10 protein-coding genes are annotated in these 13017 nt (G+C 40.8%); 2 read left to right on the forward strand and 8 right to left on the reverse strand.

What is annotated here, in order from left to right:
- Positions 1-85: 85 nt before the first annotated feature.
- The 3 genes from yunB to AC1TPB_RS10010 all read right to left on the reverse strand — a co-directional run bounded on the left by yunB (position 86) and on the right by AC1TPB_RS10010 (position 4435).
- A complete protein-coding gene (gene yunB, locus AC1TPB_RS10000; protein WP_482076332.1) occupies positions 86-1084 on the reverse strand; it encodes a sporulation protein YunB in 999 nt (332 codons plus the stop codon).
- Between the two features lie 186 nt (positions 1085-1270).
- Positions 1271-3337, reverse strand: a complete 2067-nt coding sequence (locus tag AC1TPB_RS10005; protein WP_482076333.1) for an exosporium glycoprotein BclB-related protein — start codon at positions 3335-3337, stop codon at positions 1271-1273.
- 249 nt (positions 3338-3586) lie between these two features.
- Positions 3587-4435 (reverse strand): sugar phosphate isomerase/epimerase family protein, encoded by an 849-nt coding sequence (locus tag AC1TPB_RS10010; RefSeq protein WP_482076334.1) that lies wholly within the window; start codon positions 4433-4435, stop codon positions 3587-3589.
- Positions 4436-4632: 197 nt separating this feature from the next.
- Here AC1TPB_RS10010 and AC1TPB_RS10015 point away from each other — a divergent pair, with 197 nt between their 5' ends.
- Entirely contained in the window at positions 4633-4851 is a 219-nt protein-coding gene (locus AC1TPB_RS10015) for a hypothetical protein (RefSeq protein WP_482061690.1), read from the forward strand.
- Between the two features lie 318 nt (positions 4852-5169).
- Here AC1TPB_RS10015 and AC1TPB_RS10020 read toward each other — a convergent pair whose 3' ends face one another.
- Together AC1TPB_RS10020 and map are read right to left on the reverse strand one after the other, a co-directional pair.
- A complete protein-coding gene (locus AC1TPB_RS10020; protein ID WP_482076335.1) occupies positions 5170-7449 on the reverse strand; it encodes an ATP-dependent helicase in 2280 nt (759 codons plus the stop codon).
- A 66-nt stretch (positions 7450-7515) separates the two neighbouring features.
- Complete coding sequence (gene map / locus AC1TPB_RS10025; RefSeq protein WP_482061693.1) at positions 7516-8268, reverse strand: type I methionyl aminopeptidase; 753 nt, start codon at positions 8266-8268, stop codon at positions 7516-7518.
- Positions 8269-8552: 284 nt separating this feature from the next.
- On the opposite strand from map, the gene AC1TPB_RS10030 reads away from it, so the two are divergent.
- Positions 8553-9197 carry a hypothetical protein gene (locus tag AC1TPB_RS10030; RefSeq protein ID WP_482076336.1) on the forward strand — a complete coding sequence of 215 codons (645 nt, stop codon included), beginning with the start codon at positions 8553-8555 and terminating at the stop codon, positions 9195-9197.
- Positions 9198-9263: 66 nt separating this feature from the next.
- Here the strand turns inward: AC1TPB_RS10030 and chrA are convergent, their stop codons facing one another.
- The 3 genes from chrA to metE all read right to left on the reverse strand — a co-directional run bounded on the left by chrA (position 9264) and on the right by metE (position 12920).
- The gene (gene chrA, locus AC1TPB_RS10035) at positions 9264-9809 is read right to left on the reverse strand and encodes a chromate efflux transporter ChrA (RefSeq protein WP_482076337.1); all 546 of its coding nucleotides are present in this window, start codon (positions 9807-9809) and stop codon (positions 9264-9266) included.
- A 1-nt stretch (position 9810) separates the two neighbouring features.
- Positions 9811-10407 carry a chromate efflux transporter ChrB gene (gene chrB / locus AC1TPB_RS10040; RefSeq protein ID WP_482076338.1) on the reverse strand — a complete coding sequence of 199 codons (597 nt, stop codon included), beginning with the start codon at positions 10405-10407 and terminating at the stop codon, positions 9811-9813.
- Positions 10408-10637: 230 nt separating this feature from the next.
- Positions 10638-12920: a 5-methyltetrahydropteroyltriglutamate--homocysteine S-methyltransferase gene (metE, locus tag AC1TPB_RS10045; RefSeq protein WP_482076372.1), complete on the reverse strand. Its 2283-nt coding sequence runs from the start codon at positions 12918-12920 to the stop codon at positions 10638-10640.
- Positions 12921-13017 lie beyond the last annotated feature (97 nt).

Consider the following 13017-nt stretch of genomic DNA (forward strand, 5'->3'; position numbering starts at 1 on the left):
CTGAGTGGACTAATCACTCAACTGCGCCGTAGCTCCAAGAACTAATCGCTAGTGGAACAGCGATTAGTTCTCGGAGCCGTCTCTATTACGGACCATCTGCAGTACCTGTATCTAATATAGATGGCAATGCTTCTTCGATTGTCCCACTGGAAATACCTTCACCTTTTTGTAAAGGCACTGAAATATTTGGTGCTTCTGGTGCTGTATCACCAACTGGCTTGCCCGTACTATCGTAATAATACATAGGTACATCGCCTACAACTAGCAAGTATGAAATAGGAATTTCAGCCTCCACTAATTCTGGGTCAGTATCAAATGGAATAATGATTGAAATTTCCGTAATAACCTTTATATATACTTCAACAAGCACCATATTAATGGCGGCATTTTTCTCTCTTGTATTTAATTCCACCTTTACAGCGCCCATTGGTTCAAATGTAACAGGAATTTTAGGTCCATAATTAGAAATAATAGCACTATTTAATGCATGACCAATAGGAATTTGCTCCGGGAAATGTTGAAGCTCTGACAAAGCTTCTTGAACCGTCTCAATCGTGGCGGATGTGATTTTCATATGCTCGGAATAATTGAGCATAAATCCCGAGACTTTTCCGTTGCTATCCAGCTTCCAATCAATAAGCTCCTCGGTTTGTGATTGCTGAGTTACTTGTTCTGTTATCGCATTGTTAATCGCTTGAGTCGCGAGCTGCTTCACTCTTATTTTGGCAACGGTCATAAGTGGACCTCTGAGATTACGTTCCACGAACACAAAAGAAGGAATCGTAATTAGCATAATAATAACGAGACTTACAATAGTGATTTTTTTAAATCCCCATTTTTTTCTCGGTTTCGTTGCATGTATTTTGACGGGCTGGGCTCTTAAGCCAGTCAGTTTGGCGGATTGCTTTACTGGCTTAAAGCTCATCATTTTCGGTGATTGCCCGGAAGTATTCCACTCACCTATTGAGTTTTTTCTTCTCCAGCCCTTCGGCTGTGAAGCCCCACCAATTTGTAAGGAATTACTGATCGCAGCTAGAAACTCAGTGACATGCCATAGAATCCCCCTTTTCCCCCACTTCGCCACATTGGCACCTCCTTTGTACTAGCCTAATTATTCATATGCATAGGTCTAGTAAATAAGAAGAGCTACATCCACATAAATCGCGGTTCATGATTTCCATCAATAATCGATCATCAAAGAACGCCCAACTGTCATAAGACAGTGGGCGTTCTTTGGCTCAAAGCGCAATAGAAAATGCCAGCTTTCAAGCTAATCTATAGAGATACCTGCGCTGGCAGTACCAGTTAGATTAACGGCAAGCGCCTGACCAGAAGCTTTTATCGAGAAAACCATAAGCAGCCTCGTTCCAACAGTAACTGGAACATTAAAGTTTGCTGTTCCCTGTGAAGTCTCTCCTATTTCCACAATACCAGTATAGCTATTCGTTAACACTATGTTAGCATCTGCAATTGGATAGAATATATTATCTAACGTTGTTGATGCATATAGCTGTGCGATTACATCAACTGTATCAGTTGCTAGATCACTTCCCATCACTGTGATGAAAGAAGCCGACATAGCTGTAATCACTCCATCACGTGGGACGGTGAAGGCATTATTGGTCGGGTTTCCAGTGAGATCAATGCTGCCGCCACCTAGTGGCGCAGTGATTACATCAAAGTAGCCAAAACCAATCATTGCCATTGAGCCAGTAGTACCACCCATAAGCGAAGTAAGATTCACAGGAGCACCAGATGAAAAAGGTACGACCGCTACAGTTTCAGGAGCTCCTGCATCACCTTGTGGACCTTGTGGACCTTGTGGACCTTGAGGACCTTGAGATCCCGGAGCTCCTGCATCACCTTGTGGACCTTGTGGACCTTGTGGACCTTGAGGACCTTGAGATCCCGGAGCTCCTGCATCACCTTGTGGACCTTGTGGACCTTGTGGACCTTGAGATCCCGGAGCTCCTGCATCACCTTGTGGACCTTGAGGACCTTGAGGACCTTGAGATCCCGGAGCTCCTGCATCACCTTGTGGACCTTGAGGACCTTGTGGACCTTGAGATCCCGGAGATCCTGCATCACCTTGTGGACCTTGTGGACCTTGTGGACCTTGAGATCCCGGAGCTCCTGCATCACCTTGTGGACCTTGAGGACCTTGAGGACCTTGAGATCCTGGAGCTCCTGCATCACCTTGTGGACCTTGTGGACCTTGTGGACCTTGTGGACCTTGTGGACCTTGAGATCCCGGAGCTCCTGCATCACCTTGTGGACCTTGAGGACCTTGAGATCCCGGAGCTCCTGCATCACCTTGTGGACCTTGAGGACCTTGAGGACCTTGAGATCCCGGAGCTCCTGAATCACCTTGTGGACCTTTAGGACCTTGTGGACCTTGAGATCCCGGAGCTCCAGCTGCTGCTAGCAATATATAATCAGAAGAAGTACCCGGTGTTCCTGTTGGTGATGCTATGTTTGCCATATAGGTACTTCCATTATAAGTTACTACTTGGTTAGTTCTATACGTTAATGCCTGCTGAGGATCAAATGCAACGATCTTAGTCAAGCCTGTCCCTGCCTGAACTGTGTAGATTCCCGAAATACTCACTACTTTCGCAACTTCCGCACGGCTAATTTGAGCAAGAGGTTTGAATGTGTTATCCGAGTATCCATCGATAATTCCCAATCGGATCGCTACATTAATATAGCCGGCTGTTTCAGGAGATATGCTTCCAGCATCCACGAACAGGAGAGTACTTTTAGCCAAAGCAGCAGCTGCAGCTTCCTTATCTATTGAACGAATAACCAATTTCGTTACCCATTCGCGTGTAGCTGGCTGCGCTCCCCATTTATTTTCCTTGGTTTCCTCATTTAAATTGATTAAACCTGTATCAACCGCAAGCTTAACCCAGTCCTGTGCCCATGCATCCACTTCCAGTTCTAATGAGGCTGTACGGGGAGTAGCGCTCTCGTACCCCATAAGGCGCAGTGCCATAATGATAACTTCCTGCCGACTTATCGATACATTCGGATTAAAGTTTCCATACTGATCACCTTCAACAACTCCAAGTAGAGCAAGCTTAGAAATATACTTATGTGCCCACATATCAGTGCCAACATCCGGGAAGATAAGCTTGTTTGTTGCATTTGCAGAGTTTATTGTATTGGTAGTATTTGCTGCACTAACATGTTCCCACGAGGTAGCTCCAGCGATCTGAGATAGGATTACAGCAGCGACTAAAGTTTTGACCAATGGTTTCTTCATTCTTTGAACGATACTCTGGCTATGCTGTACCTTTCCTTCTTGAATATGAATGGACATCGATTTCTTTTCCATAATACCTCCACTAAGATATTTTTTTGTGTTTTATAAACGCTGTCAGGTGGTCAATGTAGACTCTTCCCCCATAGTAACAAATGCCAATGAAAGAATAATGAAAGAATCACTAGCGTTGCCTAAACAACATTTTATTTTAGTGGTTTTATTGGTACACGAGTCCCATACTTCCCAAGTTCGCTTCCTATTCGATGCCGATTAACCTTCCTGCATTACTTCGTTATCAAAGTCCGCTTTTTGAACTTCCTCTCAAAGTAAGGATTTTATATATGAGATATTATGCTGTAGCAATGCCCCCGTCGGTTGTGACGCACTGAAATCCTCCATACTCAACCAACCGTCATAGCCGATCGCCTTCAATGCCTTCATTACACTATGCCAATGAACAGCTCCTGTATCGATAGCACTCCAGTCCACTTGCCAATTAGCAGAGATGATATCATCAGATTTCAACGAAGTATATGATGCATTTTTCACATGGACATGTGTCAAATACTCTCCAATCATTTCAAGTCCCATCTGATAATTCTCATATCCTTCATGCACCATATTTCCAGGATCATAGATAATTCCAATATAATTAGAATCAAACCCATCAACTAAACGTACGGCAGCAGATGCACTGCAAGCAATATTTCCATGATGCGTTTCAATCGACCCTTTTATCTTATATTGCTGAGCTAACTCTTGTACTTGCGCCAGATATGCCCTTCCATCGGCAAGACATTGCTTATATGAAACTGTCCCATCATATGACGGTACTCCAATACGAATTGATGGTGCACCTAATAATTGAGCAGCCTTCATTGCCTGCTCCGTAGCCGCTATATCTCCAACTTTAATATAAGAGGCAAGATTAGGCTGCTCTAGTCCATGCTGCTTACTTAATTCCCCAATATGCTGCAGTTGTTCAACCGTTGCGCTAGCAGGTACAGTAGAATAGTTATTCCCCCAAAATGATGGTGCTTCACTTGATTTTGATTGATCTGGATCAATAAACCGCCATTCTACTCCATCATATTGATTATCACGAAGTAATTGTACAGTCTTCTCTATATTACAATCAGGCATCATTACAGTGAATACTGAAAATTTCATCTAATTCCCCCCTAAAACTTTTAGTTATCTTCTCGATATACTCCTTACGATTAACAAGTAACTTCGTCCCCACCATCGATAGTAATAGCTTAACACTGTTAGAATGCGATTACTTTTCCCTTATTGATCGCTTTCTCATTCCAATTGATTGTAATTGTCTATATAATGGAATAATCAACGAACAAGATGGAGGAAATATGTCCTTACTATACCGCTTAATGTCTGATGTTGATTTTCAAGAGGCATTAGACAAAGAAAAAAAGATTCGTGTTTTTCAAGATAATCAGATCATTGATAACAGAGCGATCATTGTACGCTTTGATGATCAGAAGATCGTAACTCAGGCATCCGTTGGTGATATTACATATCACCCTCGTCAAACATGTGAATTCTTCTTGCTGAAAGGTAACAAATAAGTAGTTAGGCGCTACGTAAATTGATACGCAATGATGTAATGTAATTAAATAATGCCGAACTTATCAGGATGATACCCATCCTCTAAGTTCGGCATTTTTACGTTATAGAAAAACTAGATGCACACTAGCTGAAAAAAATCCTTTGAACTCATCTACCATTCCCACATGTCAGACAATTGAGACGGTATTAAGTCATCACTTATCCGAAACCAATTCATCTCCCGAATCAAGTCACAATTGTTCTTGAAAGCTTTTACTAATATTTCTTAGTTCAAGCATTGCCGTCACCTATCCACCTACTCCATCCTACTTATTCATTTACGGCTGTAATTCCAACAATCCTTGCGTAATACACATCTCAACTTGCAGTGTTTTCAATCCGTGCTCCACAAATTTGATTTTAATTTTGGTGGACTGTACGTCTTCAATAGTACCGTCACCGAATTGTTCGTGGGTAATCTTAATACCAACGACTAATGCATTCGCATCTTTAATTGCGTTCGCATTTGTAGCCTTCACTTTGCTCGCAGTACTAAATTGCGTTATCGTTGACGATTGATGATTGACGATATGATCAAGCTTTTGCTGAATTTGCGCTGACATCGTTTGCTCCAACATCATCGGCAATAAATTTTGAATACTCTTTACTGCTTGTACAAATTCTGATTCCTTCGCTCGCTCATTTTGCCACTGTTGTACCGTTATCAAATGCAAGCTATGCCTTGCCCTGGTCATCCCTACATAGAACAGTCTAGCCGCTTCTTCCATTAACTCCCTACTATCTTGATCCGTACGCGATGGAATGACTTGCTGGACTAGATCCATCATAAAGACAACATTGAATTCTAACCCCTTTGCGCTATGTAGCGTAGACAAGGTTACAACTGCTTCTCGCTTTTTGTTTTTCGCTTGTTGTTGAGCTTGCTCAAGTTGCTTCAATCTCTCTGCAAATTGTGCTAATGTTTGTTGACCTTCAGCAATTCCCTCTAAGCTATTAAGGATACTAAGTAAATATTCCTTGCGGAAGCCTAACCGTTCACATAATCCAATAATTGCTTTATCATAGCCTAGCTCATTGCGGATCCGCTGAATCGCCTCAACAGGACTCATATCTCGGAGTAGTCGAATCGTTTGCTGAGCACGAATAATGAGTTCCGGCTGGTAGTCATTCAACGTCACTTTAGTTAGCAACAATTCGAATATCGACTCCTGTTCATGCAGCTGTTTGCATTGCATTATTTGCTGTTTGGATAAATATAGATTCATTTTCATCGCCAGCTTTTCAAATATATCCATTCGACGATCGGTATAGCTTAATCTCATAAAATTCAAAATATCTTCAACGACCCAATGAGAGAAAAAACGATCATCTCCATCCTTCATATAGAACGGAATCCCCCTGCGATCAAGCTCATTAACGAGCATAATAGATGAGTAATGATTACGATATAGTACAGCTACTTCTTGTAACTGATCAGATTGCTGTAAGCTACTTGCAATATAATTAATTTCTTCTTGTACAGATGGAAAATCATGAAACTGAATAAGCTCGCGAGCTGCATTTTCGGTAAACATCATCTTCGGATATCGGTTATGATTCTTCCTTATAAATTGATTAGCTATCGTTACAATTTCTTGCGATGAACGATAATTTTGCTCCATATACAAAATTTCAGCGGTCTGATAATGTTCCTTAAATGATAATAAATAGGTCGGTTCTGCACCTCTCCAGCTGTATATCGATTGATCATCATCAGCAACCACACATAGATTTTGATGATCTTCAACGAGTAGTGCAATAATATGATGCTGAATTAACGAAGTATCCTGACTTTCATCCGTTAACATAAAACGATATTTACGCTTGTATATATTCCGAATTGCCATATCTTCTCGTAATGTTTTCTCGGCATAGACGAGCATATCATCGAAATCTAGCAATAGCTTCTCTTGTGATTGCTTAAACTGTTCATACATACGCAATAATTCGTCCGCTTGCTTCACTTTACAAGGGATCGAACTCCATTGCTCGGGCAGAATCATTTTATTTTTCACATAGCTAATATAGGTCAATAATTCATCCAGCAGTTCATCTTTCAGTTTTTCATGAAATAACTTTTCATACAGTTGTCGTAATATAATATTTTTATGAAGTCTAACTTCTTGCTCGACTACTTCTTCAGCTGGTTTTTTGTCATAACCATCGATTACTTCATACGCGATTCCTTGCTTCCGTAATCCTTGTATGACAATTTCAAAAGCAAGACTGTGGATCGTGGAAAATTTCACTTTCGGAAGTTCAGGGAAAAACCGTTCATAACGCAGACTCATATCACGAGCGGATGCTTTACTGAAACTAACCGCAATAATTTGATCTGCTTGAACTTTATGATAGCTAACAAGATAGCCTATTCTCATAATAATGGTCGTCGTCTTACCTGACCCTGGTGATGCAAGCAATAATATTGGACCTTGAAAATGCTCCACTGCTTTTTGCTGAACATCATTCAGCTGTACCAAATCTTTATATTGTTGTAAAAATGGTTGTAACATAGGCACCTCGTATTTATACTCTGTAGCTATAATTTGTACATTCATCTAAACTGAAGAATGCCCGAGCAGATCAATGCATTGTGGAATCGCATAATATGCTCGGGCATTATATTAGGTTTGTTGTGTAATTAGCAATGGTCCGTCAGCTGTAATAGCAAGTGTATGCTCGTATTGAGCGGATAAGCTACCATCTGCCGTTCTTGCGGTCCACCCATCAGCATCTAATTGGGCATGATATTTCCCAACGTTGAGCATAGGTTCTATCGTAAGTACCATACCTTCCTTCAAGCGTGTACCTCTACCTGCTGGTCCATAATGAGGAACTTGTGGTTCTTCATGCATCTCAGAGCCGATACCATGACCAATAAAGTCACGTACAACAGAGAAACCTTCAGCCTCAGCATATACTTGAATCGCATTAGAAATATCTCCAATACGGTTACCGATAACAGCCTTCTCAATCCCTTTATACATAGATTCCTTGGTGACATCTAGTAATTTTTGTGTTTGAGGAGTAACTTGACCTACACCGTACGACCATGCAGAATCTGCTAACCAACCATTAAGATTGACAACCATATCAATCGTTACAATGTCTCCATCCTTCAAGATCATTTCCTTGCTAGGAAAACCGTGGCAGATCACATCGTTAACAGATGCACATGTTGCGAATGGATAGCCATGATATCCCTTTTGTTCTGGAGTAGCTCCATGATCGAGCATAAATTTTTCAGCAAATTCATCAATTTCCATCGTATTTATACCTGGTTTAATCATTTTTGCTATTTCTTTATGACAAGCAGCTAGAATCTCTCCTGCTTGCTTCATCTTCATAATTTCTTCCGTTGTTTTAATGACAATCATCTGTATCCCACTTTTCTTTCTTATTATGTTCTCTTCTTACTATATCACATTTAGCGTAATTATCGAGCATTTGCCCCTACTTTTGTCATTACAATTACAGCAATAACTTCCGATATTACTCCTAATTATGTTGTACTATTCGGTGCATACTAAAGCTAATATGTGAATTTTATCGCTGATAGTAAAAAATTTCAAGGTGTTATAAATAGCTTTTGCAGTATAATGTATATTTGTGTGTTTTCAACAGTAACTCGAAATCATTTATTCAACAGGAGATAATAGACGTGAAACAAAACAAAATTGGATTACTTATTAGTACGATTAGTATAGTAGCATTTATATCAGCCATAATTGTAACCATAACACTTACTAACAAAGCTATACAAACCGAGCAACAAAAGGCGACTTATTATGCTAAATTGTATGGTCTGGAAGATAAGGCTGATGTGATAGAAAATGAGCCTATTAAATTCCCCTCTCAAGAGTATTTAATGGATCAGAACTCTAAAGAATACAATGCTCTCGAGAAACTAAGGGCGCTGCATGCACAATCTGAGTATTTTCTCATGGGTGGGCGAATTGAAGCTTATACACCGGAAGCAACCAACAGCTGGACCAAAATTATTGATTCTACATTTCTTCAACAAGCGGAATACGAAACTATTCGAGATGGTTTACCCGCAGAAAAAGATCTTACCGCAGATATGAACAATATGATTTCTTTACTTCATATCGCTTCTGAGCAACGAAATCTTGAGGCATTACGCTATATGCATCGTATTCTTCACGATCTTGACCTATATGGCTTTCCTGCTCAAGGCTCAACAGCAACCGGATACTGGGGCGCTACTTATACCGTTCCATCTAGCAACAGCTCACAGATTAACGAGATCAATACATTTATTGAAAAGCATACCGTGTCATCATAGAAAAGAGCCTAAGCACGATTATTTTACTAATCGGATTTAGGCTCTTTTTCGATGTGTCAATTGGACTTATATATACGGTATCACGATACCCCCATAAGCAAAAGCAGCAATCATGACAATAGCGGGATGAATTTTCTTCATCTGCATCGCCCAAAATGCAACGGCCGCGATCAATATGGATTGCAGCCAACCAATACTTTCTACTGAGCTTTGTCCCATTTCCCATGTAAGTACTAACATCATAATAGCAATAACAGGCTGAACAAGTAGTCCAATTCCTTTCACGACATTAGATTGACGATGTTTTCGAAGTACTTTCAATAATAAGATAAGAGCAACTGCCGAAGGGATAATGGTAGCGATTAAAGCGACAATAGTTCCTACAACACCCCCTACATCGTACCCTACATAAGCAGCAATTTTTGTAGCAATTGGACCTGGCAGTGCATTACCAAGTGCGAGAATATTAGAAAACTCAGCAGCTGTTGACCATTCATAGTTCGTCACCACTTCACGATACATCAATGGAATCGAGGCAGGCCCACCACCATAGCCCAGTACATTTGCAACAAAGAAACCAATAAATAACTTTAACAATTCCAGCCAGTCCATATTATAGTTCACCCTCCTGCTGTCGTTTCACCTTCCACCTTGACATTATGCGGAAATGTACCGTTCCATATGCTAGAAATACAATAATAACAATAGCAGGATGAATATCAATTACTTGCAATAATAGAAACGCTAATATAAAACTTACTACACCTATATACTTACCAAGTCCTTTAACTGCTTTTGCCGCAAATTCATACATCATAACGCCAAGCATAACTGCTACAACAGGGATAACCGCACTAATCATTCCTTGCACAATAGGAGAGCCATTCAAGAAATATACTGCTGACATTAATGCAATCATGGCTACACTAGAAGGGATGATATGGGCAAGTACAGCAACGATCGCACCTTTCACGCCCTTTAAGCGATATCCCAAGTACGCCGCAATTTTAGTCGCAATCGGACCTGGCAATGCATTAGCTATAGCTAGTATTTCTCCAAATTCATCGTCATCCATCCATTGATATGTATGTACTGCTTCATGACGGAATAGTGGCATGACCGATGGTCCACCGCCGAAGCCTAGTAAGCCAACCTTCATCATGCTCCACATCAGTCGAACGTAAGAATGATTTTTTTTCTGCTCTTTCATTACCGATAACCTCTTTTCTAGTTGACTTATCACGATAACTTTATCAGTTATATTAAGTTTGTGCACATTCATCTTATCTTACTACCGTATGGAAAAAATGAACATAAAAAATGCCGAGCAAGGGCAGTAATCCCCCTAAACTCGGCATTTATGTATGCAACGTCATCGTCTATCTTCCCTAGCAAGTAGTAACTACTACGTCTTGGGAGAATATCCACTTACCGTTATGCTTACACTTGCAGCTTTGCTCTCGCCTCTAGCGTAGCCGTAACCATATTACGAAGCGCATCGATCGTCTCTGCTTCTTTGCGTGTCTTAAGTCCACAATCGGGATTAATCCAGAAGATTTTCGGACTCAGCACTTGCAGGGCACGATCAATCATCGTTGTCATTTCTGCTACAGCTGGGACGCGTGGACTATGGATATCATATACACCAAGTCCAATCCCTTGTGGATACGTATTCTGTTCAAAGCTACCGATTAATTCACCATGGCTACGTGATGTTTCGATGGAGATAACATCAGCATCCATCGACTCGATTGAAGCGATCATATCGTGGAAATCACAATAGCACATATGAGTATGAATTTGCGTTGTTGCCTCCACAGTACAAGTAGTCATACGGAACGCTCGAATCGACCAGTCAAGATACGCTTGTTGTTCATTCGCTTTTAATGGTAGTCCTTCTCTTACGGCAGGCTCATCGACTTGAATAATTGGTATACCTGCTGCTTCTAATGCCTCAACTTCTTGACGCAATGCATAAGCTAGCTGATAAGCAACCTCTTCTCTAGCAATATCTTGGCGTACAAATGACCAGTTCATAATGGTAATTGGTCCTGTCAGCATTCCTTTGACTGGTTTATCCGTTTGCGCTTGCGCATACACTGTTTCCTTCACCGTCATCGGCTCGATAAAGGTTACATCCCCATAGATAACGGGAGGCTTCACACAACGAGAGCCGTATGACTGCACCCAGCCATTTTTCGTAAATACGAATCCACCTAATTTTTCACCGAAAAACTCAACCATATCGGTACGTTCAAATTCACCATGAACGAAAACATCTAAACCAAGCTCTTCTTGATAAGCAATCCAACGATCAATTTCCGCCTCGATAAATGTGTTGTAGCGTTCCTCCGACCATTCGCCCTTGCGCCATAACTGTCTAGCTTGACGAACTTCCAATGATTGCGGGAAACTTCCGATCGTTGTTGTCGGTAAAATTGGCAGTTCCAGCTTCTGTTGCTGCTCGTTATAACGCTGAGCAAATGGAACGGAGCGCTCGAGACCTGTTCCTTTCAATTGCTCAATCGTTGCATACACTTGCTGTTGATTGCGTTGTGCTAAATTGTTAAACGTTGCAAACGCTGCTTTGTCTTGTTCGATTTGGGTTAAGTAGCCAATATCAACACAATTAATCGCTAACGTTAATTGAACGATTTCTACGATCTTCTCATCCGCATAGGCCATAACGTTACGAATCTCTTCTGGCAATGCAACTTCACGATTCAAGCTTACAGGAACATGCAATAGACTGCATGATGACTGAACCCATAATTGCTGCTCTCCTACTCGCTCCTTCAATGATTGAAGTAGTTGATGCTGCTCTGACAAATTAGCCTTCCAAATGTTTCGCCCATCAATGACGCCTGCACCCAATACTTTATTAGCTGGGAAGCCATACTGTGTAATATTAGCAATGTTTTGCTCTACGCCATGTACAAAGTCTAAGCCAATACCCGCTACTGGTAATTGAACAATTTGCTCATAACGTTCAACACTTTCAAAATACGTTTGCAGCATAATTTGTAGTTTTGGTGCCGCTTCGGCTAACGCCTGATATATACGCTGTAATGTAGTAAGCTCCTCGTCTGATAACTGTTGCACGATAGCAGGCTCATCGACTTGAATCCATTGCACACCTGCTTGTTCAAGCTCCTGCACAATCTGTATATATAATGGAAGCAATTTATCAATCCAAGCTGTAAATTGATCACGCTGATAACCCTTCGATAGCTTTACAAACGTAAACAAGCCTAGCAAAACGGGTTTACCTTCAATATCTAAATGTTGTTTGGCTTCTTGATAAGCACTAAGTGGACGGTTTACCGTTAATTGCGGTTCTATATTGCCAAGTTCAGGTACGATGTAATGATAATTCGTATTGAACCATTTCGTCATTTCACTTGCAGTTGCATCCTTCGAGCCACGGGCAATTTCATAGTAAAGCTCTGTTGATACGACTCCGCCATTATACTGAAAACGCTCTGGAATTAAGCCAAGCATTGTTGATGTATCAAGCACTTGGTCATAGAGACTAAAATCATTAACTGGAATGTAATCAATTCCCGCTTCCTTCTGCTTACTAAGATGCTGCAATCTAATTTCCTGCAATTGACTTAGTAGTTGTTGCTCGTTGATTTGCTCATTCCAATAACTTTCTAAAGCCTTTTTCCATTGACGCTGTTCTCCTATACGCGGATAACCAAGCAAACTACTTTTCACCATCATGATCGCTCCCTTAATTGATTTGACTTAAGAGTATCATGTTGTACATATTATAAATAATTCCAAAAATCTATACTTAGGTATAGGTTAAAGCTAT

Source organism: Paenibacillus sp. Y951, assembly GCF_056786395.1.